Genomic DNA, 25905 nt, shown 5'->3' on the forward strand with positions numbered 1-25905 from the left:
CTCAGGCGAGCTGCAGCGTGGTCGGGCTGAGGTCCTCGGGCGAGGACAGCGTGCCGCGCACGGCCGTGGCCGCCGCGACCAGCGGCGACACCAGGTGCGTCCGCCCGCCCTTGCCCTGCCGGCCCTGGAAGTTGCGGTTCGACGTCGACGCGCAGCGCTGGCCCGGCGAGAGCTGGTCGGGGTTCATGCCGAGGCACATCGAGCAGCCGGCGTTGCGCCACTCCGCCCCGGCCTCGGTGAACACCGTGTCCAGGCCCTCGGCCTCGGCCTGCGCCTTGACCTTCATCGACCCGGGGACGACGAGCATCTGGACGTCGTCGGCGATGCGGCGGCCCTTCAGGACGTCGGCGGCGGCGCGCAGGTCCTCGATGCGGGCGTTGGTGCACGACCCGAGGAAGACCACGTCGACGGCGATGTCGCGCAGCTTGGTACCGGGCTCGAGTGCCATGTACTCCAGCGCCTTGCGCGTGGCCGCGGCGTCGTCGTCGTCCATCTCCGCGGGGTCCGGGACGCTCTCCGACAGCGGCAGACCCTGCCCCGGGTTGGTGCCCCAGGTGACGAACGGCGTCAGCGCGTCCGCGTCGATGTGCACGACGGCGTCGAACACGGCGTCGTCGTCGGTGCGCAGCTCGCGCCAGGCCGCGACGGCCTCGTCCCACTGCGCGCCCTGCGGGGCGTGGGGGCGGCCCCGCAGGTAGGAGATGGTCGTGTCGTCGGGCGCCACCATGCCGGCGCGCCCGCCCGCCTCGATGGACATGTTGCACATCGTCATGCGGGCTTCCATGGACATCTTCCGGACGGCCTCGCCGCGGTACTCGAGCACGTAGCCCGCGCCGCCGCCGGTGCCGATCTGGGCGATCACCGCGAGGATGACGTCCTTGCTGGTGACACCCGGGCGCAGCTCGCCGGAGATCTCGATCGCCATCGTCCGGAACGGCCGCAGCGGCAGCGTCTGGGTGGCGAGCACGTGCTCGACCTCGGAGGTGCCGATGCCGAACGCCAGCGCACCGAAGGCGCCGTGCGTGGAGGTGTGCGAGTCGCCGCAGACCACCGTCGTGCCCGGCTGGGTCAGCCCCAGCTCCGGGCCGATCATGTGGACGATGCCCTGGTTGGCGTCGCCCATCGGGTAGAGCTTGACCCCGAACTCCTCGACGTTGCGCCGCAGCGTGTCGACCTGCGTGCGGGACACCTCGTCGGCGATCGGCGCGAGGATGTCGAGTGTCGGGACGTTGTGGTCCTCGGTCGCGATCGTGAGGTCGGGACGGCGCACGGGACGCCCGGCGAGGCGCAGGCCGTCGAACGCCTGCGGGCTCGTCACCTCGTGGACGAGGTGCAGGTCGATGTACAGGAGGTCCGGCTCCTGGCCCTCGCCATGCCTGACCACGTGCTGGTCCCAGACCTTCTCCGCGAGCGTGCGTCCCACAACATCACCTTTGCCTGCGTGGTGGTGCCGTCCCACGATGTGGGACTAGCATGTCGTACTGTGGGACAGTCTAGCGGCATCGGCGTGCTCGACAAGGCGGTGGTCGTGCTCCGGGCGGCGGCCGCCACCCCGTGCGCCCTGGGCGAGCTCTGCGAGCGCACCGGCCTGCCGCGCGCGACGGCCCACCGCCTCGCCGTCGGGCTCGAGGCGCACCGGCTGCTCGCCCGCGACGCGGACGGCCGCTGGCACCCCGGCCCGGCCCTCGGCGAGCTGGCCCACGGCCACGGCGACCCCCTGCTGACCGCCGCCGAGGACGTCCTGCCCGAGCTGCGCGACCTCACCGGCGAGAGCGTCCAGCTCTACCGGCGCGACCCCGCCGACCCGGGCCTGCGCGTGTGCGTCGCCGCCGCCGAGCCGGCGAGCGGGCTGCGCGACACGGTGCCGGTCGGCGTGCGGGTGTCGATGGCCGCCGGGTCGGGGGCCAAGGTGCTGGCGGCGTGGTCGCGCGGCCCGTCGGACTTCCCCGCGGCCGTGCTCGACGACGTCCGCCGCCGGGGCTGGGCGCAGAGCGTCGCCGAGCGGGAGGCCGGGGTCGCGAGCGTCTCCGCCCCCGTGCGCGGACCGGACGGGGCGGTCGTCGCCGCCGTCTCCGTGTCGGGCCCCGTCGACCGGATCGGCCGGCGGCCCGGCGCGCGGTGGGCCGACGCGCTGCTCACCGCCGCCCGCCGGCTCGAGACGCGCCTCGCCGAGGGCGGCCGTCCGTAGGACGCCGGACGGCGTCGGTACACCCGACTGCCGAGTACGCCGTCACCCACCGCGATCCCGATCGCGTCCGGGTGGGAGCCGCGCCGACCTGCACCGGCGAGCGCCCGCCCCGTCGTCCACGTCGTGTCCGGCACCCCACGACCCGGCACCCCACGACGAGGAGGAGCAGTGATGGCCGTCCGGCCCGAGCACGCCACGATCCCGACCCACGCCGCGCACGGCCCCCGCCACCCGGGCCCGCCCCCGCCGGGCGCGTTCGGACCCCACGGCTCCACGGGCGTCTGGCAGCCGGCCGGGGCGGCCCGGCCCCTCCGGTGCGACAGCTGCGGGCTCGTCGACCGCGGGGAGTACTGCAGCCGGTGCGGTTGGTCGATGGGGTCCTCCGGCAGCCCGACCCGCCTGGTCGCCGAGACGTTCCTCAAGGTCGGCGCCCTGCGGCGCTGGGCGACGCGCTACTGGACGATCCTGCGGGCACCGCTGCCGGAGACGCTGCGCGGCTTCCGGCTCGGCCGGCTCAGCGACGCCGCGAAGTTCTTCGAGATCAGCGTCGGGTTCTACTTCCTCTGCCTGGCCCCGAGCACCCTGTTCGGGGAGAACCCGGTGGTCGGCCTGGTCGGGGGCGCGCTCTTCCCACTCCTGTGCTGGGGGACGACGTACTCGCTGTACTTCCGCTGGATGCGCCGGATCGCCCCGGTGCGCCGGTCCAGCCGCGACTTCCTCGCGTTCCTCTGCCTGACCCTCGGCTTCACGTTCCCGCCGATGGCGCTGTTCAACGTCCCGGACGTCGGCGGCGTGCTCGCGCTGCTGCTGATCGTGCCGGTGTACGTCTACCTCGCCCGCACCTGGGCGTGGTTCTGGGGCACGTCGTGGGTGACGTGCGCCGGCGTGCTCGTCCCCTGCAGCCTGGCCGGCGCGCTCGCCGGGAGCGTGGCGCTCCTCCCCGCCCTCCTCGGTCTCTGAGCGGGGTAGACCGGCGGCATGGAGCGCGACTTCGTCGGCCGCGGGCCGCACAACCCCCTCGAGCGGTGGCCGAACGGTGCCCTCGTGGCCGTCAACGTGGTGATCAACGTCGAGGAGGGCGCCGAGGCCGCGTGGCCCGACGGCGAGGGCAACGACGCGTGGGGCGAGTACGGCATCCCGATCGACCCGGCCGTCCGCGACCTCGGCACCGAGGGCCACTTCGAGTTCGGCAGCCGCGTCGGCATCTGGCGGCTGGTGCGCCTGGTCGAGCGGTTCGACGTGCCCGTGACGTTCGGCGTCTGCGCCCGCGCGCTCGAGCGCAACCCACCCTTCGCCGCCTGGCTGCGGGCCAGCGGCCACGACGTGCTGGGCCACGGCTACCGCTGGGCCGAGGTCACCGCGATGAGCGAGGACGAGGAGCGGGCCGACCTCGAGCACGCGATGCGGGTGCTCCCCGGACTCGTCGGGCGACCCGTCCGCGGCTGGTACGTGCGCTCGTTCCCCAGCGAGCGCACGCGACGCCTCGCCGCGGCGCACCCCGACCTCGTCTACGACAGCGACGCGGTCAACGACGAGCTGCCCTGGTGGACCGAGGTCGACGGGCGGCGCTGGCTCGTCGTCCCCTACTCCAAGGTCCACAACGACACCCGCTACTTCCTCGCGCCCACCTACGCGACGCCGCGCCACTTCGCCGAGACGCTCATCGGGGCCGCGGACTTCCTGCTCGACGAGGCCCGTCACGGCGCCGGCGCGCGGCTGATGACGGTCGGTCTGCACCCGCGCTGGAGCGGCCAGGCCGCCCGGGCGGCCGCCGTGCGCGACTTCCTCGCCCACGTCGCCGGCGAGCCGGAGATCGCCCTCGTCCACCGCGACCAGATCGTCGACTGGTGGACCGATCTCGCCGCGGGGGGCGTAGGGTCGGATTGACCCGTTCGAGTGAGACCCACGCCACGTGGAACCGACGAGAGGCCGGCGCGATGCGCATCGGGGAGCAGCTCCGCACCATCACCGTCGAGCCGGTCGTGGACCCCGTCCCCGACCGCGACTTCCCGGACCGCTTCGCCGAGGTGCGGCCCCGGCGTCCCCGTCCCACGCCGCGGTCGGGCGCGGGGCGGGAGCCGGCGCGCCTCCCGAGCGCGTGAGCGAGGCGCCGGACCTCGCGGTCCCGATCGCGGGCTGGCGGCTCTGGCACCTCGGGATCGACGAGGACGGTCCCGTCCTCGTCTCCCCCCTGCGCCCCGTGACGTGGACGCCGCGGCGCGCGGCCACCGCGTCGTGTCCCACCGGCTGCGCCGACCCGCCGGGCTGGGACTGCACCTGCGGCCTGTACGCCACGGCCGACCTCGCCCTCCTGGCCGGGCACCGTCCCGCGCCCGTGGTCCTCGGGGCCACGGCCCTGTGGGGCCGGGTGGTCGAGGCCACGGCGGGCTGGCGGGCCGAGCGGGCCTATCCCCTGGTGCTGTTCGCGGTCGCCGACGACGTCGGGGCCGAGGGACCCGGGGTGCCGGCCGGCCCCTACGCCGGCCCTCTCGACGTGTCGCTGCTCCGGACGCTGGGCGAGCGGTACGGCGTGCCCGTCCAGCCGCTGCGGTCGACGCGGCGCGACCCGCTGCACCCCGCCGACCCGTCGGTCCGGCAGTCGCGGCGCTGGCGTGGGACCTACGCCGACGTCGTCGCGGACCGGCCGCCCACGGCGATGCGGCGCGCCGCCGACGCGGTGCGGCACGAGGCGGCCCAGGGCCTGGGCGCGCGCCGGCTCGGCGACCGGGCGGCGCAGCACCGCCTCGACGAGGCGGTGGAGCACCTCGTCGCCGCCCTGCGGCCGGAGCCGCCCCCGGCGGTGGCGTGACCGGTGGCGCGGGTCAGCGTCGTCCGCGCCCGCCGTCGACGACGCGGACCGGGATCGACGGGTGCGTCGGGTGGTGGTCGGCGGGCGAGGCCGGCGAGCTCACCGTGCGCCCCGACACGCGCGGCGTCGGCCCCGTCCGCGGGCGCCGCGGCCGGGGGACGTCGCCGGTCGCGGGCGCGGTGGGCGCCGCCGGCGCACCGGAGGGGGTCGCCACCGGCACCGGGCCGGTCCAGCCGAACTGCTCGCTGTGGACGCGCCCGGGCGGCACGCCGAGCTCGCCGAGGGCGTCCGTCGTGCCCGTGAGCAGCGACGGCGGCCCGCACACGTAGTACTCGAGCCGGCCGCGGGCGCGGGGCAGCAGCTCGCCGAGGAGCTCGGCGTCGACGCGGCGGCCGTGGGTGCGGGTGACCTCGAGGTCGAGCCGGCGGGACAGGACCTCGAGCTCGGGACCGAACAGCGGCTGGTCGGCCCGCTCGGCCAGCACGAGCCGGTGCAGCCGCTCGTCGCCGCGCTCGGCCAGCGTGCGCAGCATGCTCATCATCGGGGTGATGCCGACGCCGCCCGCGACGAGCACGAGCCCGTCGACGCGCTCCGGGGTGTCGGGGGTGAAGCTGCCGTGCGGGCCGTCGAGCCACACCTTGCGGCCCGGGCGCAGCCGCGCGAGCGCCCGGCTGAAGTCGCCGCTGGCGCGGATCGTCAGCTCGAGGCGGTCGGTGAGCTCGGCGCTCGACGCGATCGTGAACGGGTGCTCCTGCACGCCGACGACGCGGCGGTGCAGCCGCAGCCACACGAACTGGCCGGGCGCGAAGCGCAGGGCGCCGCGGCGGGACACGGGGGTGAGCGCCAGGGTGGCCACGTCGCCGCCCTCGTCGCGCACGCCGTAGACGACGTAGGCCCCGCGCCGGGAGAACAGCGGCTGCCACACCCACCGGCGCGCGAGCACCACCAGCAGGGCGGCCGCGAGCACGGAGAGCACGACCCGCATCGTGCGGTCCTCCAGCAGGTCCCCGAGCCAGACGATGTGCAGCCCGGCGAGGGCGAGGGCCAGGGCGGCGCCGGCGACGTGCGCCCGGGCCCACCACTCGTAGCGCGCGCCGCGGCGCCGTCCCCACGACGCCGCGCCCGCGAGCACCAGCATCCCGGCGAGGGAGGCCCAGCCGAACTGGATGGCGAGCGACCCCGCGAGCGGGTTCAGGAGCTTCGGGCTGCGCACCACCGCAACCACGAGGTGCACGACGACGAGGGCGAGCGCCGCCACCCCGAGCCAGCGGTGCACGCCCATCACGCGGTCGATCCCCAGGGCGGTGGTCAGCGCCCGCACCCGTGACGCCCCGATCGTCGTCAGCGCCATCGCGACCACGGCGACCAGCCCGGACAGGACGAGCACCAGGCCGAGCGGTTTCCCGATCCCCTCCCCGTCCACGTACACGGCCGCCGGACCGAGCAGCAGCAGGACGAAGGCCGACGACCACAGGGCTCGCTTCGCGCGCTTCGACACGGGCGCCGACGCTAGGAGTGATCACCGCGGTGACCGGCCGGACCTGAGAACGGCGACCGCTCCCGGAGATCGGCGGCCGCTCGCGCACGGTGAGCACCACGTCACCGGGCGTCGTACTAGCCCGAACGGCGGAACGCGTTCTCAGGACGGTCGCCGGGTAGTCCGGCGCGATGACGTCACTGCTGACCGGACTCCTGCGCGGCACCGCCGCCGGCGCGGCCGGCACCACCGCGCTGAACCTCACCACCCAGGCCGACATGGCCCTGCGGGCCCGGCCGGCGAGCGGGGCGCCCACCGAGCTGGTCTCCGCGGTCGCCGACCGGGTCGACGTGGACGTACCGGGCTCGCGGCGCGAGCGCGGTCGCCGCCTCGAGGGGCTCGGCGGGCTCGCCGGGTCGGCGACCGGTGTGGCGGTCGGCGGCCTCGCGGGCGTCTTGCGCAGCGCGGGCGTGCGGCTGCCCGCCGTGGTCGGCGGCCCGCTGCTCGGCCTCGCGGCGATGGCCGCGTCGGACCTGCCCATGGCCCGCCTGGGCCTCACCGACCCGCGCCGGTGGGCCAACGCGGACTGGGCCGCCGACGCCGTCCCGCACCTCGTCTACGGCGTCACCACGCACGCGACGCTGTCCTCGACGTTCCGCGCCGACGACCGGGAGCGCGCCGAGCGCCCGCACGCCGGGCCGCGGCCCGCGACCACCGGCAGCGTCCTGCGCGCCGCCGCCCTCGACGCGGCCACCGGGGCGCGCAGCACGGCGGGACCGGCGGCGCTGGCCTGGCGCGCCCAGCGCGGCGACCGCGGGGCCAGCGGGACGGCCGCGAACGGCTCCGTCCGCACGCTCGTCAGCGTCCTCGCGCTCGGCGAGGTGGCCGGCGACATGCACCCGGCCATCCCGCCGCGGACCTCGCCGTCCGCGCTGGTGCCGCGCCTCGCGCTGGCCGCGGGCTCCGCGAGCACCGCCGCGCGGCGCGACGGGCGCGAGCCCGGCCCCGGGGCGCTCGTCGCCGCCGGCACGGCCCTCGGCGCAGCCGTCGGCGGCATGCGCCTGCGCGGCTGGGCCCAGCAGCGGCTCGGCACCGACCTCCCGGGCGCCCTCGCCGAGGACGCGCTGACCGCGGTGCTCGGCTGGGTCGGCGCGGGACGGAGCGCCTGACGGTCGGGCGGGGCGTCAGCGCAGCCGGCGGAACGCCGACGGTTGCGCCGACCCCGGCCGTCGCCAGTGCCACACCACCAGGGGAACGGCGGAGACCAGGATCAGCAGCAGGCCGTGGCCGACCGGGCCGAGGCCGGCGAGCGCCACCCCGAGCACCGCGCCGACCACGAGGGCCGCGACCGCGTACCAGTACGTCCGGCGCTCGTCCTTCGTGCGGGCGAGGCGGGCGAGACCTGGATCGCTCACCTCGATCTGCCGCTCGATGTCGGCCAGGATGCGCTGCTCTCGTTCGTCGAGCACCTGAGAGACCCCCTCGGCGTCGGGTGCCCCAGCGACGAGGGACGCCGAGCTGGTCGCGGGCCGCAGTCGCCGGATCACTGTGCGAATGCCCAGCGTCGACCAGGGGCAACCGCGACGACACCCACGTCACGGCGAGGTGTCGTGCGGGGGCGACGACCGGGGATCCCAGGCCGGTGCCGGGGCGAGGGCGAACCGGTCGCCGAGCCACCGGCGCACCTCGTCGGCGGCGAGCTCGTTCCCGGTCGGTTCCCCGGGGGCGATCGCGCCGCCGAAGTGCGTGCCACGCACGGCGAGGTGCACGAGGTCGGTGGCGCCGAGCGCGCCGACCATGCGCCGGGAGTCCGACGGGAACGCCGCCTGGTCGCCGGTGAGCTCGAGGAAGAGCGTCGGCACGGTGACGCCGGGGGCGCAGCGCACGAAGTCGGCGTGCGACGACAGGCCCGACCACGTCGACAGCCATGCCTCGGGCGTCGTCAGCCGCCCGAAGCCCACCTGCCCGTAGTTGATCAGGTCGGGGCGCGCCCCGAACAGCGAGCCGTACGGCCGGTCGCTCGGGTCGAGCGACAGGTCCACGGTGCGGGGGTCGGCGTCGGTGCGGAACACCGTGATCACGTGCGGCGCGAGCGCGCGCCGGCGGTCCCCGGCGGCGCCCGTGCGCCGGTGGGCGGCCCGGGCCTCGGCGGTGCGCGCGAGGAGCGCTCGGGCGTGCGCGTCGATCCGCGCGACGCGGTCGTGCTGCGCGGAGCGGTAGCGCTCGAGGAACTCCGGGGCGTACGCGCTGCTGGCGGGCGGCTCGGCGAAGCCGTTCGCGGGGTCGAACGGGTCGAGCGCCGGGACGACCGCGAGCGGGTCGCGCTCGTCGGCCACCGAGGGGTCGATGCAGCCGAGCAGGAGCCGGCCCTGCCCGGGGTGCGGGGCGAGGAACACGACGCCGTCGAGCGCGGGCATCTCCGCGTCCGCGAGCCCCGTGGGCCGCCCGCCCGGCGTGGTGGCGATCCGCTCGGTGGGGGCAAGACCGGCCTGCTCGAGGTAGTAGGCGAACAGCGTCCCCCCGCCGGAGTGGCCGACGGGCACGACCGCGTCGAACCCCCGCTCCCGCAGGAACACCGCCCCGGCCGCGACGTCGAGCAGCGCCTGCTCGTGCACCAGCGTCAGGTCGTTGTTGACCGAGCGCGTGTGCTGGGTCCACACCGCGACCCCGGCCCGCAGCAGGTGCGGCACCAGCGCGTGGTGGGTGACGTCCTGGCGCGGGTGCATGACGAACGCGACCGTGCGCGCCCCCGGCACCGTCGCGAGCAGCCCGCGCACCGTGGCGCCGTCGGACGTCGTCAGCTCGTGGACGCTCGTCGCGGTGGTCGCCGGGCGCTCCCCGACCGCGACGTGCCGGCCGGCCCCCAGACCGGTGACGGGTGCGCTCATGCCGGGTCGATCCGCAGCGCGTGCTTGTCGTGCTGGGTGATGTCGCCCCCCGCGACGCCCGCGACGCACGAGTACCAGACCGCGTGGCGGCACCCGGTCGCGCGCCGGTCGACGACGATCGGCCCGTCCGCGGTGATCTCGAAGTAGGGCCCGACCTTCCCGACGGTCACCGTCGCGTCCTCGGCGGCGACCTTGGCCACCGTGGTGTTCTCCGGGACGTCGAGGACGTAGAGGGCGGTCACCGGCTCTGCTCCAGCTCCCAGGCGGCCGCGCGCTCGACGATCAGCTCGGCCTTGCGCGCGAGCAGCTTGCCGAAGCTCGGCTCGGGCGCGCCGACGACGTCGAGCAGGGCGTCGATCGTCAGGTTCGCGTCGAGGTCCTCCTGCGGCGTCACCGGACGCATCGCGCGGGTGAACTCGACCATGTAGCCGTTCGGGTCGTGCGTGTAGATCGACTCGATCGTCTCGTGCCGGATCTGCATCTCCACCGGCCACTCCGACTCGTCGAGACGGCGGCGGTACTCCAGCAGGTCGGCGTCGTCCTCGACGTGGATGGCGAGGTGGCGCGACCGCACGAAGAACTCCGGCACCTCCGGGCCGAACCCGGCGTAGACGTCGCCGCGCCCGTGGGCGTGCTGGGGCTCGAGGCCGAAGTAGTAGAAGAACGCGATCCGGTCGTCGTTGCCGATGTCGAAGAAGAAGTGGATGAAGTCCGGGTGGTCCTCCGGGCCCCACCCGGCCGCGCAGATCGAGTGCACGACCGGGAAGCCGAGGACGTCGCGGTAGAAGCGGACGGTCGCGGCCGGGTCGAACGTCGGGAACGCCGCGTGGTCGACACCGCGGACCTTGTGCTCCAGCGCCATGGCCCCAGCGTAGGAGCCGTCTACGTCAGCGTCAATCTTTCGACGTCGGTGTAGCAATAACGCTCTCGAGGTAGTCGAGGTCCTGGCGCAGCAGGCGGAGCGCCGCCGCGGGGTCGTCCGGCCGCGGGCTGTCGGGCTGCCGGTCCGGGGCCTGGGCGACCATCGCGACGGCCATCTCGGCCATCTGGTCGGCGACGTCGTCGACACCCTGGGGCCCGCCGTCGCGGTACCAGAAGGCGACCCAGTTGCACATGCCGATGAGGGCGAGCGCGGTGCTGCGGGCCGGCCGCGGACGGAACTGCCCGCTGCGGACGCCCTCCTCGACGATGCGTACGAAGCCGTCGAGGACCCGCCGCTTCGCCGCCGCGTGGGACGCGGCGAGGTCGTCGGGCAGCTCCGACTCCGAGCGGATCACCAGCTGGAACCGCGGCCCGTGACGGGCCTGCTGCGCCGCGGTGACCCGCACCAGCTCGCGCAGCTTGGTCACGGGGTCGTCGGCGCTGCCCGCGATCTCCTCGGCGGTGTCCGCCGGCCCCTCGGTGATCTCGGTGACCAGGCGCGCGAGCAGCTCGTCCTTGTTCCGGACGTAGTAGTACAGCGAGGGCCGCGTCATGCCCATCGCCTCGGCGATGTCCTGCAGGCTCGTGCCCGCGAAGCCGCGCTCGGCGAACAGCCGCGTCGCCTGCTCGTAGATCTGCGCCTCGACCAGTTCCCGGCGGGGCCGCCGGGCGGGGGCGCCGTCCGGGACGGGTTCGGGCGCGCTCATGGGTGGCGACGATACGGAGGAGCAGCCCTGGCGGATCGGGCGCAACGCCACTTACCATTGGTCAATGGAGCAGAACAGCGATAAGGACGGCGTCACGTTCATCAACGTCTTCGAGATCGCGCGCGAGGACGTGCCGGCGTTCACGGACGGCTGGCGGCGGCTCGCGGCGATCATGGCGGCGGCGCCCGGGTTCCGGGGCGCCCAGCTCCACGAGGCCGTGTCCGGCGAGGCCCGCTTCCAGCTCGTCAACATCGCGCGGTGGGACAGCGAGCAGGCGTGGCGCGACGCCGCCGCGAACCCGGAGATGCGGGAGGCGGCGACCCGCTTCGGGAGCGACCCGGCCGCGCCGCGCCCGGCCCAGTACCCGGGCCTCTACCGGCCGACCCTGTCGTTCACGCCGGAGGGCTGAGCCCCACCGCGTCGAGCACCCGGTCCAGCCCGCGCTCGAAGAGCTCGTCGTCGGTGGGGCCGCCGTCGAGGAAGCCCGACGAGCCCAGCGTCGGGTAGAGGTCGCCGCGCCCGCCGATGAACGCGCGCACCTCGGCCATGACCGCGGGGTCGCCCAGGCGCCGCCAGGAGGAATCGTTCATGGCGGTGCCGATGACGACGTTGGAGAGCAGCTTCGTCGCGGTGTTCAGCTCGACGCCGGACAGGCCGGCCCGCACGAGCGTCGCCTGCAGGAACTCGATGCGCGCGAGCACGTTCGGCCCCAGCAGCGGGCGCCCGAGCAGGACCGACGACCACGGGTGCCGCAGCATCGCCGCGCGCCAGTCGACGAGCAGCGCGCGCACCGCGGGCCGCGGGCCGGCCTCACCCGGGATCGGCACCTCGCCGAGCACGTGGTCGACGGCGAGGTCGAGCACGTCCTCCTTGGTGCGGACGTGCCAGTAGAGCGCGGTCGAGGTGACGTCGAGGCGCTGCGCGAGCCGGCGCATGGTCAGCCGCTCCACGCCGTGCTCGTCGAGCTCCGCGACGGCCGCCGTGACGATGCGCGCCACGCTCAGCGGCTCGGCCCGCCGCGGCGCGGGCTCCGGACGATCGCGCAGCCACAGCACGTCGCTCGCCCGCTCGTCGTCCATGCCGCGCAGGGTATCCCGTTGCTCAGGAACTTATCGATGATAAGTTGCTGATCGACGGAAGGGGACCGCCATGAAGGCCGCACGGTTCGCGCAGTACGGAGGACCCGAGGTCCTCGAGATCGTCGACCTGCCCGACCCGCACCCCGGTCCCGGCCAGGTGCGCCTCGCCGTCCGCGCGGTCGGCATCAGCGCCTCGGACCCGAAGCTGCGGGCCGGCACGCTGTCCTTCGGTGCGCCGCTGCCGTCCACCACCGGCGCCGAGGTCGCCGGCGTCGTCGACGAGCTCGGCGAGGGCGTCACCGACGTGGCCGTGGGCGACCGGGTGTTCGGCGTCTCCGACGACCACGCGGGCGCGGCGGAGTACACGCTCGTCACCCACCGCGCGCGGATGCCCCGCTCGCTCGGTTTCGTCGACGCGGCCGGGCTCCCGATCGCGCTCGAGACCGCCACCCGCGTGCTCGACCAGCTGACGGTGGGCGCGGGCACGACCGTGCTGCTCAGCGGGGCCTCGGGCGGCATCGGGAGCACCGCGGTGCAGCTGGCGGGGGCCCGCCGGGCCCGGGTGATCGGCACCGCGAGCGCGGCCAACCAGCACTACCTGCGCCTGCTCGGCGCCGAGCCGGTGGTCTACGGCGACGGCCTCGTCGACCGGGTCCGGGCCCTGGCGCCCGACGGTGTCGACGCGGCCGTCGACATCGCGGGCAGCGGGGTCCTGCCCGAGCTCGTCGCGCTCACCGGTGCGGCCGACCGGGTCCTCACCGTGGCCGACACGGAGGGCGCCGCCGCCCACGGCGTGCACTTCAGCAACGGGTTCGCCGACGGCAACGCCTTCCACGCGATGGCGACGATCGGCGACCTGATCGAGGCCGGCCGCTTCTGGCTGCCGGTGGAGCGGACGTTCCCGCTGTCGGCGATCGCCGACGCCCACCGCTGGAGCGAGACGGGCCGTGTCCGGGGCCGGCTCGTCCTGGTGGTCTGACGTGTCGCTCCCCGACCCGCTCCCCGACCGCGCCCGCGCCGTCCACCTGGTCGCCCGTCCCGCGGGCGCGCTCACCACCGACGTCTTCCGCACCGTCGAGGTCCCCGTCGGGCCCCCGGCGCCCGGCCGGCTGCTCGTGCGGACCGGGCACCTCGGGCTCGCCGCGGTCCTGCGCGAGCGCATGGACGCCGACGCCGACCTGCCGTTCCCGCCCCTCGCGCTCGACGAGCCCGTGGACGGCCCCGCGGTCGGCACCGTCCTCGCCCCGGAGGGCGGGCCCGTGCCGGCCGGCACGCTCGTCTCCTTCTGGGGTCCCTGGTCGGAGTACGCCGACGTCCCCGCCTCCGCGGTGCAGGTCCTCGACCCGACGCTGCTGCCCGCGCCCGAGTACCACCTCGCCACCGGCAACGGCGCGACCGCGCTGTACGGGGTGCGCGACGTCGCCGGGGTGCGCGACGGCGACGTGGTGCTGGTGACCGGCGCGGCCGGCGGGGTCGGATCGCTGGCGGGCCAGATCGCGCGGCGGCTCGGGGCGGCCCGGGTGATCGGCACGGCCGGGTCGCTAGACAAGTGCCGCTGGCTCGTCGACGAGCTCGGCCTGGACGCCGCGATCGACCACCACGACCCCGGGCTGCCCGACGCGCTGCGCGCGGCCGCGCCCGAGGGCGTCACCGCGGTGCTCGACCTCGTGGGCGGCACGCAGCTCGAGGCGGCCGTGGAGGTGGCGGCCCCGCACGCCCGCCTCGCGATCGGTGGCGCCCTCGCGACCCAGCAGGCCGGGGCGCCGTGGCCGCGTCTCGACACGCAGCGGGCCATCGTGCGCGGGATCCACCTGCGCGGCTTCGCCCTGTCCCACGCCCCGCACGTCCTCGGGGAGTGGCCGGCGGCGTTCGGCCGCTGGCTCGCCGAGGGGCTGGTCTTCCCCCACACCGTCGTCGAGGGCGGTCTCGACGCCGCCCCCGGGGCGCTCGTCGACCTGCTCGCCGGCCGCTTCCGGGGGCACGTGTCGGTGCGGGTGAGCTGAGCCCCCTCCGCGGTCCGGTGGGTCAGACGGCGGCGGGGGCAGGGGACGCGAGGAGCGCCCCGGCGTCGGGGAGCTCCGTCGGCAGATCGAGGGCCCGGAGCAGGCAGAACGCGCCCGCGGTGGCGGCCGAGAGCACCGGCAGGCCGAGCTCGCGCTCGGCGGCTCCGACGATCGGCAGCGACGGCATCTGCACGCAGCAGGACACGACCAGGGCGTCCGCGCGCCCCAGGTCGAGGCCGCGGGCGGCGTCGAGCACGCGGTCGCCGGGGATGCAGCCGACCTCGGTGTTGTCGCCGACCTCGAGCGCGGCCCAGTCGACGATCTCCAGGCCCTCGGCCTCGAGGTAGGCGACGACCTGCTCGGCCAGCGGCCGCAGGTACGGCATGACCAGCGCGACCCGGCCCCACGACCGGGCGGCCAGCGCGTCGACCAGGGCCCCGGCGCTGGAGACGAGCGCCGCCGGCAGCCCGCGCTCGCCGAGCCGGGTGGCGACCTCGGCCTCGACCCGCCGGTGCTCGCCCGGCCCCTGCGCCATGACCGCGACGAGGCAGGCGTAGAGCAGGGCGTCGACGCCGGCGTCGGCCAGCTCGTCGACGCACCGGCCGCGCTGGGCGTTCATGGCGACGAGCTCCTCGGGCGTCACCCGGTGCATGCGCATCCGGCTGCCGTGGAAGGAGAAGGTCGCCGACGGGTGCCGCGCGAGCAGCGCCGGGACCTCGGTCTCGACGGTGACGTTGGAGCTCGGGACGATCATCCCGATCCGGTGGTGGCTCACTCTCGCTCCAGACGGCTCGTGATGTCTGCGGCCATTACCTTCTTGTCGAGCTTCCCGACCTTCGTGCGCGGCAGGGCGTCCACCCGCTCCACGCGCTCGGGCCACTTGAACCGCGCGACGTCGAGCGCCGCGAGGTGGGCGCGCACGTCCTCCAGCGTGACCGGCGTGCCGTCGGTGGCCAGGTACGCGCAGCCGCGCTCACCGAGCCGCGGGTCGGGCATCGCGACCAGCGCCGCCTCGACGACGTGGGGATGCGCGAGCAGCAGGAGCTCGACCTCCTCGGCGTTGATCTTCTCGCCGCCGCGGTTGATGAGGTCCTTGATGCGGCCCTCGATCGAGATGGCGCGGTACCCGTCGAGCCGGCGCACCGCGGCGAGGTCACCGCTCCGGTACGAGCCGTCGGCGGTGAACGCCTCGGGCCGGTCGACGCCGTGGTAGCCGCGCAGCGTGTAGGGACCGCGGCAGCACAGCTCCCCCACCTCACCGTCGGGGACCTCGTCCTCGGTCCCGGGCGCGAGGATCCGCACCTCGTCGAGCGGCGAGATCGGCACCCCGACGGTCTCGCGGCGCAGCTCCGGCGACGACCCGCGCGGCGTCACGAGGAACATGCCCTCGGCCATGCCGAACAGCTGCCCCACCCACGCCCCGCCGCGGCCGGTGCGGGCGAACAGCTCCGGCGACACCTTCGCCCCGGAGAGCAGGACGACGCGCAGCGACGCCGCGAGCTCGTCGTAGCGCGGGTGCTCCGGCGCCCGGTAGTGCACGTGGCCGAACAGCACCGAGGTGGTGCGCTCGGCGACGAGCAGCGGGATCGCGGTGTCGAGGTCGTGGTCGGTGAGCACGAGGCAGGCACCGACGGTGTGCGGGCCGTGGACGCCGCACACAACCCCGGCGTTGTGGATCACGGGGATGAGGTGCCCGACGCGGTCGTCGGCGGTCCAGCCGAGGACCTCGGCGTAGGCGCGGGCGTTGTACCAGTACTCGGCGTGCCGCCGCGGGATCAGCTTCGGGACGCCCGTGGTGCCGCCGGAGAGCTGGTACACCGCGACGTCGTCGGGGTCGATCCCGTGCTGGATCTCCTCGACCCGCGCCCGCGCCGCGGCCGGGTCGAGGTCGGCGACGGGGAGGTCGGAGAGGACGAGGACGTGGCGCAGCGTCGGGTGGTCGCGGGCCTGCTCGTGGGCGAAGGCGACGAGGTCGATGCCCTTCGTCCCGCTCTCGACCAGGTGGGCGCGGGCCCCGGCGGCCCGGCTGATGTGCGCGATCTCGTGCCCGCGGTGGGCAGCCAGCGTCGCGACCGGCACCAGTCCGGCCTTGAGCAGCGCGTACCAGGCGACGACCGTCTCGAGCCGGTTGGTGACCTGCACGATCACCGGGTCGCCCGGCCGCAGCCCGAGCCCGGCGAGCCCGACCGCGATCCGGTCGGTCTCGGCGTCCAGCTCGGCGTACGTCCGCCGGCCCTGGGCCGCGACGACGGCGTCGCGGTCCGGGTGGGCCAGCGCGACCGCGTGCAGCTCCTCGGCGATCGTGCGGATGCCCCAGAGCCCGGCCTCGCGGTACGCCGTGACGCGGTCCGCGGGATAGCGGGTCCCCGCGGTCGTCCTCGCGGTCATCGCAGCGCCACCAGGTGCGTGCGGTCGGCCACGAGGCCGTCGGCGAAGTCGTCGCGCAGGTCTCGCGGCCCGGCGACGACGACGAGCGCGGGGGTGCGACGCCGCAGGCGCTCGGCGACCTCGAGCCGGGTGAGGACGCTCGAGCGGTCGTCCCCGCCGGTGAGCCACACCGCGCCGGTGACGCCGGCGCCGCGGCGGACGGCGTCCTCGACGGCGTGCTCGACGCCCGACGGGCGGGCGTCGGTGCCGACGTCGAGCACCGTCGCACCGAGCGCGGCGGGGTCGTCGGGCACGACGCGCGAGTCGAAGCCCCGCGTGCCGAGCGGCTCGTCCAGCACGTCCAGGTCGGGCTCCTGCCCGGGCGACGACGGGCGCAGTGCCCGCGCGAACGCCCACTCGACGAGCGACCCGCCGGCCGGCGGCCCCTCCCCCGCCCACTGCCGCAGGGCCGACGTCACGACCTCGGGCGTCCCGGCGGCGAAGCGCTCCAGCGGGACGTTGCCGGCGCGGCTCATGTAGGCGACGAGGAGCTGCTCGACCGGGAGGTCCAGCCGCTCCGGGAACGTCTCCCACCAGCGGCGCGACCGCTCCGCGATGTCCTGGAGCCGCGTGACGGCCGGGCGGCGGGCGGCCTCGTAGGCCGTCAGCGCGGACTCGAGGTCGTTCGTCTCCTGCAGCGCGGAGACCAGCGCGATGGCGTCCTCCATGGCGAGCTTGGTGCCCGAGCCCACCGAGTAGTGCGCGGTGTGCGCGGCGTCGCCGAGCAGGACGACCCGCCCGGCGTGCCAGCGGGCGCAGCGCACCGTCCGGAAGCGCAGCCAGCGCGTGCGGTTGCCGATCAGGTGGTGGCCGTCGAGGTGGTCGGCGAAGACGCCGGAGAGGTAGCGCAGGGCGTCCTCGTCGGACGCGTCGGCGGGGGTCGCCGCCGTGGTCTCCGCGAACCCCGCCGATCGCCACGTCGCCTCGTCGGTCTCGACCAGGAACGTGCTGCGGTCGGCCGCGTAGGGGTAGGCGTGCGTCACGAACACCCCGTGCCCGGTCCGCTCCGGGGCGAACAGCGCGTGCGGCAGGGCGACGTCGACGCCGGCCCAGAGGTACCAGCCGCTGCCGGTCTCGACGTCGGCGCCGAAGTCGCCGGCCGACCGCGTCGCGCTCCCGACGCCGTCCGCCGCGACCACGAGGTCGGCGTCGAGCTCGTCGGCCGTGCGCCGCACCCCGAACTCGAGCTTCACCCCGGCAGCCTCGGCGTGGCGCTGCAGCACCCGCAGCAGCTCGGCGCGCCCGACCGCGACGAGGCTCGACACGCTCATCCCGGCCTCGCGGCCCCCGACGCGCATCCGCATGTCGTGGGACCACGAGGCCGCGAGGATGTCGTCGAGCGAGGCGGGGTCCGCCTCGGCGAGCCGACGCTGGGTGCGCGCCGCGAGCCCGACCCCGAACCCGAACGTCTCGTCGGGCACGCCCTGCTCGTGGACCACGACCTCGCAGTCCGGCCGGCTGAGCTTCAGGAGCCGCGCGGCGTACAGACCTCCCGGTCCGCCGCCGAGCACGGCCACGCGGTCCGGCGTCACGACCGGGCGTCCGCGAGCACGCGGCTGGTGCGGGTCACGTCGTCGACGTGGTCGACCGGCACGACCGCCGTCGACACCGCCACGGCGCACCCCGGGCAGCAGTACTGCCGGAAGTGCACCGCGCCGTCGACGTAGGACCCCGCGTCGTCCACGACCTGCGGGCCCGCGTCGCTGACCGGTCCCTCGTAGCGGACGAGGTCGAGCTCGCCCACCGCGCCCGACCCGAGCAGCGTCGCGCAGTGGACACACGCCACCTGCTCGGCTCCACCACGACGGACCGCGACGAGGTTGTCGTCCAGCCGGCGCGCGCCGGTGAGGTCGATCGTCTCCCGCTCACCGCCGACGTCGGCCCGGCTGCGGCGGGCGTCCCGCAGTTCCCGACGGCGGCTCTCCGTCGCCCCGGGGTCGACGGTGCCGTTCGAGACGACCACGCCGTACGCCTGCTCGGCGGCCGCCGCGGTGACCTTCTCCTCGCGCACGTCGCGGGCCACGTCCTCCGGCTCGCGGGTGAGCGGGTCGCCGTACCCCCCGCCGCCCTGCCAGAACATCGTGAACACCTCGCCGGGCGCGACGTACGTCTCGCCGTAGCAGGGCTGCAGCTCCGCCGCACCACCGACCTCGGCGAGGTCGGCGGGCAGCCGGCCGGCACCGAGCATCGTCGTGACCTCGGCGCCGCGGGCGATGTACTCGACGCCGGTGTTGCCGGGGTAGCCGCCGGCGAGCCCGTTGTTCTGGCTGACCGCCTTGCCGTTGGAGGCGAGGACCAGGCCGATCGGGAAGCTCGTGCCGTGCGGCGTGACCGCCATCGACGCCGAGACGCCGCCCCGCCGTCGTCCGGGACCGCCCGAGTCCGGCTCCTCCCGCCGCCAGAGCGCGAGGACCGGGTAGAGGAACTCGGTCATCTCGACGTCGGGCACGCGGCCCATCGGGATGCAGAACAGCCCGCCGGTGTCCATGCCGTCGGCCTGCGGCTGGGCGCCGTAGCCGCCGGCCATGGGGTCCATGAGGATGGAGAGGAACGGGGTCGGCACCGCGCCGCGCTGGTCGAGCCCGGCGATCACGGCGGTGTCCCACGTGCCGCAGCAGGCGGACTGGACGTGCGCATCCAGCTCGGGCGCCTGGTCGAGCATCTGCGAGAGGCACTCCGCGACGAGGTTGCCGGTGAGCCACGCCGGCCCGATCGGCCCGCGCCCGACGGCGGCCGGGAAGCTCGCGTTGTTGATCGTGCCTTCCTCGGCGACGAGGTCGAAGCAGCGCATGAGCCCACCGGCCGACCACGGGATGTCGCCCGCGAGGATCGGCAGCAGCGCGAGCATGACGCCGCCGCGCATGCCGGCGTAGGTGCAGTTGACGACCCCGGACTGCGGGTCGGTGCCGGTGAAGTCGAAGGTCAGGTGGTCGCCGGCCTTGCGCATCTCGACGGTGATCTTGTGCAGGCCGCGGTCGCCGGAGTGGGACTGGTCCTGGTAACCGGTGGCCCGCCAGGTGCCGTCGGGGAGGTCCGTGAGCTTGCCCCGCAGGCGCGACTCGGCGTCGGACATCATCCGCTTCATCACGGCCTTGACCGTGTCGGCGCCGTACTGCTCGATGACGGCGAGGAGGCGGTCGCGACCGACGGTGTTGGAGCCGATCTTCGCCCGCAGGTCGAGCCCGATCATCATCGGCACCCGGGAGCGGCGGACCCAGACGTCGGCGACGTCCTCCTGCAGCACGCCGTCGCGGACGACCTTGATCGGCGGGGTGGGCAATGACTCGGAGAAGACGTCCTGCGCGGCCGGGGAGAACGAGCCGAGGCCGACGCCGCCGAGGTCGGGCTGGTGGGCGATCGCCGAGGTCCAGCCGAAGAGCTCCCCCTCCCAGAACACCGGCTGGTAGACCATGGCGTCGTTCTGGTGCAGCCCGCCGCCGACCCACGGGTCGTTGGTGAGGAACATGTCGCCCTCGGCGATGCCGGGGTTGGTCGCGCGGTGCTGCAGCGTCCAGTAGATGGCGAGGTCGACGGCGCCGACGAGCATCGTGTTGTAGAGCCCGACCTGCACCTCCTGGCCGAGCTCGTCGGACACGGCGAAGTCGAAGTCGTTGGCGTCGGTGACGATCGGCGAGCCGGACATGCGCTTGAGCGCCTCGCCCATCTCGTCGGTGACCGACCAGAGGCGGTGCCGGATCACCTCGTAGGTCAGCGGGTCGACCGCGTCGATCTGCTCCTGGGTGACGGTGTGGACCGGCAGGCTCGCGGGGAGCTGCGCGGCGAGCGTGGCGGGGTCGATCGGGCGGCTCGAGAAACGCTCGGAGCCGGGGACGGCCATGGTCATCGCTCAGGCTCCGTTCCGGGTGCGGGTGATGTGGAGGTTGCCCAGCTCGTCGACGGTGCCGGTGCGGCCGTCGGGGACGACCACGGTCGTCGTGGGGACCTCGATGACGGCGGGTCCGGCGATCACGTGGCCGGCGCGCAGGGTGGTGTAGTCGTAGATGGGGGTGTCGACGAAGCCCTGGCCGATCTCGAGGTAGACGGGCCTGCTGGTCCGGGCCTCCGGGTCTCCGGTGGCCCGGTCGAGCGGCGGGAGCTCGGGGCTGAACGGCAGGACGCCGCGGCCGCGGACGCGGTAGGTGATCGCCTGGATGCCGGCGGCGGAGAAGCCGGTGCCCTGCCCGTAGAGGTCGGCGTAGCGCTGCTCGAACCGCTGAGCCGCGGTGTCGAGCGCGGCCTCGTCGAGCGGGCCGTCGGGCACCGGCACCGTGACCTCGGCCAGCTGCATGGCGTAGCGCATGTCGATCTCGCGGACGATCTCGACGCGGTCGAACGCCAGGCCCTGCCGGTCGAGGCCCTGGCGGACCTGGTCCTCGAGCTGGGCGAAGTTCTTCTCGGGGCGGACGGCGTCGACGGGGAGCTGGGCGGGGTCGGAGAGCTCCTGGGCGAGCGCGATGTCGGACGCGGCGAGGCCGTAGGCGGAGAACGCGGAGGCGACCGGGCCGAGCGGGACGACGACCTCGTCGACCCCGAGGTGCGTCGCGTACTTCGCGCAGAACGCGGGGCCGGAGCCGCCGAAGGCGTAGAGGACGAACTCGCGCGGGTCGTGCCCGGCCTCCACGACGCTCTTGCGGAGCAGGTCGCCGGTCTGGGCGTTCTGCGCGGCGTGGACGGCGGCGGCGGCGTCCTCGACGGACAGGCCGAGGGGGTCGGCGACCTTCGTCTTGATGGCCTCGCGCGCTCGCTCGACGTCGAGCGCCTTGCGGCCGCCGAGCAGGCCCGTCGGGAGGATGCCCAGGACGAGGTTGGCGTCGGTGTTGGTGGGCTCGGTGCCGCCCTGGTCGTAGCAGGCGGGGCCGGGGACGGCCTGCGCCGAGTGCGGGCCGATGCGGAGGTTGCCGCCGGCGTCGACCCACGCGATCGCGCCGCCGCCCGAGCCGATGGCGTGGACCTTGAGCGTGGGGACGTTGATCGGGTGGTGGTTGATGACGGTGGTGGTGTCGCGCTCGGGCTCGCCGTCGACGATGAGACCGACGAGGAAGGTCGTGCCGCCGACGTCGGTGGAGATGATGTTCCGGTGGCCGAGCTTCTGGCCGAGCTGGACCGACCCGACGACCCCGCCGGTGAGCACCGAGCCGACGGTCGAGATGGCCTGCTGCGGCGCCTCGCCCGCGGCGACCGCTCCCCCGTTGGACTGCATGACCAGCAGCGGCCCGGCCAGGCCCTTCTGCTCGAGGCTCGACTCGAGGGTGGCCAGGTAGTCGCGCAGGCCGGGGCCGACCTGGGTGGACATGATCGTCGTGGAGTTCCGGGCGAACTCGCGGATCCGGGGACTGACCTCGCTGGAGAGCGCCACGTAGATGTCCGGGTCGATCTCGGCGACGATCTCGCGGATGCGGCGTTCGTGGACCGGGTTGCGGAAGGCCCAGAGCAGCGAGACGGCGATGGCCCGGATGCCCTCGCTCCGGAGCGTCGCGACCCGGTCGCGGACCTCGTCCTCGTCGAGGGCGACGACGACGTTGCCGTCGCGGTCGACGCGCTCGGTGACCTCGAGGGCGTGCCGCTTGGGCAGCAGGTAGTGGTCCTTGTCCTGCGCCAGCACGTGCTGCAGCTCGTGCGGGGAGCGACCCAGGTACCGGCCCTCGACGTTCATGATGAAGATCGAGTCGCGGTGGCCCTTGGTGGTGAGGAACCCGACGTCGGGGACCGCGCGCTGGACCAGGGCGTTGAGGCTCGACGTGGTGCCGTGGGCGATGTGGTGGGTGTCGGCCAGCATCTCCTCGACCGACCGCCCCAGCTGCTCGGCGAGCAGCTCGAGGACGTCGAGCACCCCCCGCGAGTAGTCCGGCGGCGTCGACGGCGCCTTGGCGGCGATGACCGATCCGGAGTCGTCGTCCAGCACGGCGTCGGTGAAGGTCCCGCCCACGTCCACGCCGATCACGAACGCCATGGCCACTCCTCGCTGAAGACGACGGCGTGACCCCGGGCCACGCGTTTGACGATAGTGTCGATTTTTAGACGGTAGAGACGACAGCGTCAAGAGTGGGGAGGCGCGACGGGTCTCGGGAGTCGCTCCCGCCACCTCGATGTGACTGGTATCATCGAACATGTGTTCGATGATGGCTGGGCAGCCGTGGCCGAGGGGCCGTCATCTGCCGCGCCTGCGTGGTCGTCGTGGCTGCCGGGTCCGGAGTTGGCAGCGGCACTGGCCGGCAGCGAGCCGGTCGACCTGGCCGTCGACGAGGGGTTCGACGCCGCCGAGCGGCTGGCCGGGTGGGAGGCGCTGGCCAACTGGGCCACCGGGCGGCTCTACCGCGAGACCGCCCACTACCTGCAGGCCCGCCAGGCCCGCGGTCGCGGAGCGGGGCAGGCCGAACTGACCTCCGAGGCGGTCGCGATGGAGGTGGCCACCTTGGCGAAGGTGGCTCCGCGCACTGGAGAGGTGCGGGTGTTCCACGCCGAGGTCCTCATCGACCGGCTGCCCGCCACCCTGGCGGCGTTGGAGGCGGGTCGGATCGCCATCGGCCACGCCCGGGTCGTGATCGAGCAGACCGAGCTGTGCGACGACGGGGTCGCGCGGGCGGTGGACGCCGAACTGTGGTCCCGCCCGGCCCGTGACCGCACGCCGGCCCAGCTGCGCGACCTCGTGCGGCGCATCGTGACCCGCCTGGACCCCGAGCTGGTGCGCCGCCGCCCCGAGCAGGCCGCCGCGCGGCGCGGGCTGCGGTACTGGTCGGACGACCACGGCGCGACCGGCGTGCTGCAGCTGCGACTGCCCGCCGACCAGGCCCGCGGCGTGTGGGCCGTCGTGGACGCCGTGGCCCGCAGCGCCGGCGATCCGCCGGATGCCGAGAAGCGCACCCTGGAGCAGACCCGCGGCGACACCGCGCGCGACCTCATCCTCGACGGCGCCACCGCACGTGGCCGTGGTGACGACGGCGGCCCCTGCAGCTGCGGCGACGACGTGTCCGGCAGCAGCGACTCGGCCGAGAACGAGACCGGCCGGCCCGGCGGCACGGACGACACCGCAGCGAACGGGGGCGCCCCGACCGAGGCTGCCACCGTCGACGACGGGCCGGCGGCACAGGCCACGCAGCCCACGCCCACCCGAGGACGAGACCCCCAGCGCGGGGTGCGGTGCAGCGCGTCGTCGCCGGTCCGCACCGAGGTGCGGGTGACGATCGGGTGGGACGTGCTGGCCGGGTTCTCCGACCGGCCTGGCGAGCTCGAGGGCCACGGCCCCATCCCTGCCGCACTCGCCCGGAAGCTCGCCTCCGACCCCGACGCGTGGTGGCGGCGCCTGCTCACCGACCCGGTCACCGGCGCCGCGGCCCACCTCGACGCCCGTCGCTACCGGCCACCCGCGTCCATGGCGGACTTCGTCCGCGCCCGCGACGTCACCTGCGCCGCCCCTGGCTGCCGCATCCCGGCTGCCCGCTGCGACCTCGACCACGTCGTGCCCTACGAGCACCACCGACCTGGCGGCGGCGCCGGACCGACCCGTGCCGACCAGCTCAAGCCGGTCTGCCGGCGCCACCACCAGCTCAAGACCCTCGGCCACTGGCACACCGAGCTCGCCCCCGATCCCGACGGCGGCACCGCACCGGTGATCATCTGGACCTCGCCGTCCGGGCACCGCTGGTGGGTCCGGTCACCATCGCTCGAGCCACCGCCCTGGGACCGCGACCCCGACGATCCGCTGCGCCGGGACGAGCGGCCGAGTCCGAGTGCGGACCACCCTCCGGACCCGTTCGACTGGCCGCGCGACGTCGACTCCTGGCGCCGCCGCGAGGCGCAGCCGCGCATCGTCGACGCGCGACACGCGAGCTGATCGCGATGTCGAGGCCGGATCGTCACCGGCCTCCTCGCTCACGAGCCGGAGGACCGGTGACCTGTGCCGCCGGACGGCGGGTACGCGGCCAGGAACACGTCGACCGCGTGGTCGGCGTGCCGGTCCACCGCGGTGTCGTCGCGGCGCACCACTCCCGGCCGGAACATGCCCTCGTCGAGCACGCGCCCGACGAGGAGGAAGGCGAGGTCGTCGGCCGCCCGGGCCGGGTCGTCGACGGCGAGCAGGCCGCGCCGGCCCAGCTCGGCCAGGTGGCCGGCGAGGGCCTCGAGCACCCGGGAGGGGGTGCGGGCGTAGTAGTCGGCGGCGAGGTCCGGGAAGCGGGTGGCCTCGCTGATCACGAGCCGGCGCAGCGCGAGGACCTGCGGGTGCCCCACGACCGCCAGGTAGCGCCGGGCGACCCGGCGCAGCGCCGGCTCCACCTCGGTGGCCGCGCCCACCGCCGCGACCGTCGACGCCAGCTCGGCCAGGAACGCGTCGGCGGTGGCCCCGACGCCCAGGACGATCTCGGCGAACAGGGTCCGCTTGTCGGCGAACTGGTTGTAGACCGTCTGCTTCGACACCGCGGCCGCCGCCGCGATCTGCTCGGTGCTCGTGGCCTGGTAGCCCTGCGCCAGGAACAGCTCGGTGGCCGCGCGGACGATCGCCGCGCGCTTGCCCTCCCGCGCCCGCGATCGGGGCGCCGGCGGACCCGCGTCGATCCGCACGAGGAGCCCGTCGTCCACCGCACCCCTCCCGACCACCGACTGGACCGCACGGTACCCACAGCAGTACCGTCCGGTCCATGAGTACCGAGCAGTCCAGTTCGGCGGCCGGGCGCCCCACCGGTCCGTCGGGCAGCCCGCTCGTCGGGCGCGGCGACGCCGACCGCACGGCGGCGATCACCCGCTCGCTGCTCGGCTACGGCGTCCTGGTCGGGCCGTTCTACGTCGTCGTGGGCCTGGTCCAGGCCCTGACCCGCGACGGGTTCGACCTCGCCCGCCACGACCTGTCCCTGCTGGCCAACGGCGCGTGGGGCTGGATCCAGATCGCGAACCTCGTGCTCTCCGGGCTGATGGTGATCGCCGCCGCGGTCGGGATGCGCCGCGCGCTGCGCGTGCTCGGCGGCGGTCCCGGCAGCGTGTGGGGTCCGCGGCTCGTCGCCGTCTACGGCGTCGGTCTCGTCGGGGCGGGCGCCTTCGTCGCCGATCCGATGAACGGCTTCCCGCCCGGGACGCCGGACGGGCCGCCGGCCACGGTCACCGTCGGCGGCGTCGGGCACCTCCTGTTCGGCGGGATCGGCTTCCTGGCCCTGGTCGCGGGCTGCCTCGTGCTCGCCCGCGCGTACCACGCCCGGCCCGGGATGGCCTGGTTCTCCCGCATCGCCGGGATCGTCTTCCTGCTCGGCTTCCTGGGCATCGCGAGCGGCAGCGCCTCGCCGGTGGCGGTGCTCGGCTTCTGGGTCGGGCTGGTCGTCGCGTGGGTGTGGCTGGCCGTCGTCTCGCTGGACCTCTACCGCCGCACGCCGCTGCTCACCCCGGCGAGCCCGCAGGACTGATCGGCCGCGGCGCGCCAGGA

The 25905-nt window shown here is 75.2% G+C and carries 25 protein-coding genes; 11 read left to right on the forward strand and 14 right to left on the reverse strand.

The window, feature by feature from the left end; translation table 11 throughout:
* Position 1 precedes the first annotated feature (1 nt).
* Positions 2-1423 (reverse strand): 3-isopropylmalate dehydratase large subunit, encoded by a 1422-nt coding sequence (gene leuC, locus ABD994_RS10745; protein ID WP_345413966.1) that lies wholly within the window; start codon positions 1421-1423, stop codon positions 2-4.
* Between the two features lie 60 nt (positions 1424-1483).
* Here leuC and ABD994_RS10750 point away from each other — a divergent pair, with 60 nt between their 5' ends.
* The 5 genes from ABD994_RS10750 (at position 1484) to ABD994_RS10770 (ending at position 4997) form a co-directional block, all read left to right on the forward strand.
* The gene (locus ABD994_RS10750) at positions 1484-2188 is read left to right on the forward strand and encodes an IclR family transcriptional regulator (protein WP_345413968.1); all 705 of its coding nucleotides are present in this window, start codon (positions 1484-1486) and stop codon (positions 2186-2188) included.
* Positions 2189-2359: 171 nt separating this feature from the next.
* The gene (locus ABD994_RS10755; protein ID WP_345413970.1) at positions 2360-3148 is read left to right on the forward strand and encodes a hypothetical protein; all 789 of its coding nucleotides are present in this window, start codon (positions 2360-2362) and stop codon (positions 3146-3148) included.
* Between the two features lie 18 nt (positions 3149-3166).
* Positions 3167-4075, forward strand: coding sequence for a polysaccharide deacetylase family protein (locus ABD994_RS10760; protein ID WP_345413972.1), 909 nt, complete (start codon positions 3167-3169; stop codon positions 4073-4075).
* A gap of 50 nt (positions 4076-4125) precedes the next feature.
* Positions 4126-4290: a hypothetical protein gene (locus tag ABD994_RS10765; protein ID WP_345413974.1), complete on the forward strand. Its 165-nt coding sequence runs from the start codon at positions 4126-4128 to the stop codon at positions 4288-4290.
* Positions 4287-4997 carry a hypothetical protein gene (locus ABD994_RS10770; protein ID WP_345413976.1) on the forward strand — a complete coding sequence of 237 codons (711 nt, stop codon included), beginning with the start codon at positions 4287-4289 and terminating at the stop codon, positions 4995-4997. The genes ABD994_RS10765 and ABD994_RS10770 overlap by 4 nt, the downstream gene beginning before the upstream one ends.
* A gap of 13 nt (positions 4998-5010) precedes the next feature.
* Here the strand turns inward: ABD994_RS10770 and ABD994_RS10775 are convergent, their stop codons facing one another.
* Complete coding sequence (locus tag ABD994_RS10775) at positions 5011-6495, reverse strand: ferric reductase-like transmembrane domain-containing protein (RefSeq protein ID WP_345413978.1); 1485 nt, start codon at positions 6493-6495, stop codon at positions 5011-5013.
* Positions 6496-6665: 170 nt separating this feature from the next.
* Between ABD994_RS10775 and ABD994_RS10780 the strand changes: the two genes are divergently transcribed.
* Positions 6666-7643: a hypothetical protein gene (locus tag ABD994_RS10780; protein ID WP_345413981.1), complete on the forward strand. Its 978-nt coding sequence runs from the start codon at positions 6666-6668 to the stop codon at positions 7641-7643.
* A gap of 15 nt (positions 7644-7658) precedes the next feature.
* Here the strand turns inward: ABD994_RS10780 and ABD994_RS10785 are convergent, their stop codons facing one another.
* The 5 genes from ABD994_RS10785 to ABD994_RS10805 all read right to left on the reverse strand — a co-directional run bounded on the left by ABD994_RS10785 (position 7659) and on the right by ABD994_RS10805 (position 10990).
* On the reverse strand, positions 7659-7943 hold the full coding sequence (locus tag ABD994_RS10785) for a DUF3040 domain-containing protein (RefSeq protein ID WP_345413983.1): 285 nt from the start codon (positions 7941-7943) through the stop codon (positions 7659-7661).
* A 126-nt stretch (positions 7944-8069) separates the two neighbouring features.
* Complete coding sequence (locus ABD994_RS10790) at positions 8070-9362, reverse strand: alpha/beta hydrolase (protein ID WP_345413987.1); 1293 nt, start codon at positions 9360-9362, stop codon at positions 8070-8072.
* Entirely contained in the window at positions 9359-9604 is a 246-nt protein-coding gene (locus ABD994_RS10795) for a hypothetical protein (protein WP_345413989.1), read from the reverse strand. Before ABD994_RS10795 ends, ABD994_RS10790 begins: the two co-directional genes overlap by 4 nt.
* Positions 9601-10224 (reverse strand): VOC family protein, encoded by a 624-nt coding sequence (locus ABD994_RS10800; protein WP_345413991.1) that lies wholly within the window; start codon positions 10222-10224, stop codon positions 9601-9603. Before ABD994_RS10800 ends, ABD994_RS10795 begins: the two co-directional genes overlap by 4 nt.
* 31 nt (positions 10225-10255) lie before the next feature.
* Positions 10256-10990, reverse strand: coding sequence for a TetR/AcrR family transcriptional regulator (locus ABD994_RS10805; RefSeq protein ID WP_345413993.1), 735 nt, complete (start codon positions 10988-10990; stop codon positions 10256-10258).
* Positions 10991-11054: 64 nt separating this feature from the next.
* Here ABD994_RS10805 and ABD994_RS10810 point away from each other — a divergent pair, with 64 nt between their 5' ends.
* Positions 11055-11399: an antibiotic biosynthesis monooxygenase family protein gene (locus ABD994_RS10810; RefSeq protein WP_345413995.1), complete on the forward strand. Its 345-nt coding sequence runs from the start codon at positions 11055-11057 to the stop codon at positions 11397-11399.
* Here the strand turns inward: ABD994_RS10810 and ABD994_RS10815 are convergent.
* The gene (locus tag ABD994_RS10815; protein WP_345413997.1) at positions 11383-12069 is read right to left on the reverse strand and encodes a TetR/AcrR family transcriptional regulator; all 687 of its coding nucleotides are present in this window, start codon (positions 12067-12069) and stop codon (positions 11383-11385) included. The two genes, ABD994_RS10810 and ABD994_RS10815, sit on opposite strands and share 17 nt — an antisense overlap.
* Before the next feature lie 70 nt (positions 12070-12139).
* Here ABD994_RS10815 and ABD994_RS10820 point away from each other — a divergent pair, with 70 nt between their 5' ends.
* Positions 12140-13048 (forward strand): NADP-dependent oxidoreductase, encoded by a 909-nt coding sequence (locus ABD994_RS10820; protein WP_345414000.1) that lies wholly within the window; start codon positions 12140-12142, stop codon positions 13046-13048.
* A gap of 1 nt (position 13049) precedes the next feature.
* The gene (locus ABD994_RS10825; RefSeq protein WP_345414002.1) at positions 13050-14072 is read left to right on the forward strand and encodes a zinc-binding dehydrogenase; all 1023 of its coding nucleotides are present in this window, start codon (positions 13050-13052) and stop codon (positions 14070-14072) included.
* Between the two features lie 22 nt (positions 14073-14094).
* On the opposite strand, the gene ABD994_RS10830 is transcribed toward ABD994_RS10825, so the two are convergent.
* From ABD994_RS10830 to ABD994_RS10850, 5 genes are read right to left on the reverse strand one after another with little or no spacing between them, the layout of a single operon-like run.
* Complete coding sequence (locus ABD994_RS10830; RefSeq protein WP_345414005.1) at positions 14095-14847, reverse strand: maleate cis-trans isomerase family protein; 753 nt, start codon at positions 14845-14847, stop codon at positions 14095-14097.
* Positions 14844-16460, reverse strand: a complete 1617-nt coding sequence (locus ABD994_RS10835; RefSeq protein WP_345414007.1) for a (2,3-dihydroxybenzoyl)adenylate synthase — start codon at positions 16458-16460, stop codon at positions 14844-14846. Before ABD994_RS10835 ends, ABD994_RS10830 begins: the two co-directional genes overlap by 4 nt.
* Positions 16457-18031, reverse strand: a complete 1575-nt coding sequence (locus tag ABD994_RS10840) for an FAD-dependent monooxygenase (RefSeq protein ID WP_345414009.1) — start codon at positions 18029-18031, stop codon at positions 16457-16459. The genes ABD994_RS10835 and ABD994_RS10840 overlap by 4 nt, the downstream gene beginning before the upstream one ends.
* Complete coding sequence (locus ABD994_RS10845; RefSeq protein WP_345414012.1) at positions 18028-20343, reverse strand: hydantoinase B/oxoprolinase family protein; 2316 nt, start codon at positions 20341-20343, stop codon at positions 18028-18030. The genes ABD994_RS10840 and ABD994_RS10845 overlap by 4 nt, the downstream gene beginning before the upstream one ends.
* Before the next feature lie 3 nt (positions 20344-20346).
* Positions 20347-22449, reverse strand: a complete 2103-nt coding sequence (locus ABD994_RS10850) for a hydantoinase/oxoprolinase family protein (protein WP_345414014.1) — start codon at positions 22447-22449, stop codon at positions 20347-20349.
* Positions 22450-22692: 243 nt separating this feature from the next.
* Between ABD994_RS10850 and ABD994_RS10855 the strand changes: the two genes are divergently transcribed.
* Positions 22693-24330, forward strand: coding sequence for an HNH endonuclease signature motif containing protein (locus tag ABD994_RS10855; RefSeq protein WP_345414016.1), 1638 nt, complete (start codon positions 22693-22695; stop codon positions 24328-24330).
* Positions 24331-24368: 38 nt separating this feature from the next.
* Here ABD994_RS10855 and ABD994_RS10860 read toward each other — a convergent pair whose 3' ends face one another.
* Complete coding sequence (locus tag ABD994_RS10860; RefSeq protein ID WP_345414017.1) at positions 24369-25073, reverse strand: TetR/AcrR family transcriptional regulator; 705 nt, start codon at positions 25071-25073, stop codon at positions 24369-24371.
* Positions 25074-25132: 59 nt separating this feature from the next.
* Between ABD994_RS10860 and ABD994_RS10865 the strand changes: the two genes are divergently transcribed.
* Positions 25133-25885: a DUF998 domain-containing protein gene (locus ABD994_RS10865; RefSeq protein ID WP_345414019.1), complete on the forward strand. Its 753-nt coding sequence runs from the start codon at positions 25133-25135 to the stop codon at positions 25883-25885.
* Positions 25886-25905 lie beyond the last annotated feature (20 nt).

This window comes from Actinomycetospora chlora (assembly GCF_039542135.1).
Taxonomy (GTDB): Bacteria; Actinomycetota; Actinomycetes; order Mycobacteriales; family Pseudonocardiaceae; genus Actinomycetospora; species Actinomycetospora chlora.

Coding starts and splice junctions, on each gene's coding strand:
- ABD994_RS10755 (WP_345413970.1), top strand. CDS start 2,360: ATGGCCGTCCGGCCCGAGCACGCCACGATCCCGACCCACGCCGCGCAC.
- ABD994_RS10760 (WP_345413972.1), top strand. CDS start 3,167: ATGGAGCGCGACTTCGTCGGCCGCGGGCCGCACAACCCCCTCGAGCGG.
- ABD994_RS10765 (WP_345413974.1), top strand. CDS start 4,126: ATGCGCATCGGGGAGCAGCTCCGCACCATCACCGTCGAGCCGGTCGTG.
- ABD994_RS10780 (WP_345413981.1), top strand. CDS start 6,666: ATGACGTCACTGCTGACCGGACTCCTGCGCGGCACCGCCGCCGGCGCG.
- ABD994_RS10790 (WP_345413987.1), bottom strand. CDS start 9,362: ATGAGCGCACCCGTCACCGGTCTGGGGGCCGGCCGGCACGTCGCGGTC.
- ABD994_RS10800 (WP_345413991.1), bottom strand. CDS start 10,224: ATGGCGCTGGAGCACAAGGTCCGCGGTGTCGACCACGCGGCGTTCCCG.
- ABD994_RS10805 (WP_345413993.1), bottom strand. CDS start 10,990: ATGAGCGCGCCCGAACCCGTCCCGGACGGCGCCCCCGCCCGGCGGCCC.
- ABD994_RS10810 (WP_345413995.1), top strand. CDS start 11,055: ATGGAGCAGAACAGCGATAAGGACGGCGTCACGTTCATCAACGTCTTC.
- ABD994_RS10815 (WP_345413997.1), bottom strand. CDS start 12,069: ATGGACGACGAGCGGGCGAGCGACGTGCTGTGGCTGCGCGATCGTCCG.
- ABD994_RS10820 (WP_345414000.1), top strand. CDS start 12,140: ATGAAGGCCGCACGGTTCGCGCAGTACGGAGGACCCGAGGTCCTCGAG.
- ABD994_RS10835 (WP_345414007.1), bottom strand. CDS start 16,460: ATGACCGCGAGGACGACCGCGGGGACCCGCTATCCCGCGGACCGCGTC.
- ABD994_RS10845 (WP_345414012.1), bottom strand. CDS start 20,343: ATGACCATGGCCGTCCCCGGCTCCGAGCGTTTCTCGAGCCGCCCGATC.
- ABD994_RS10850 (WP_345414014.1), bottom strand. CDS start 22,449: ATGGCGTTCGTGATCGGCGTGGACGTGGGCGGGACCTTCACCGACGCC.
- ABD994_RS10865 (WP_345414019.1), top strand. CDS start 25,133: ATGAGTACCGAGCAGTCCAGTTCGGCGGCCGGGCGCCCCACCGGTCCG.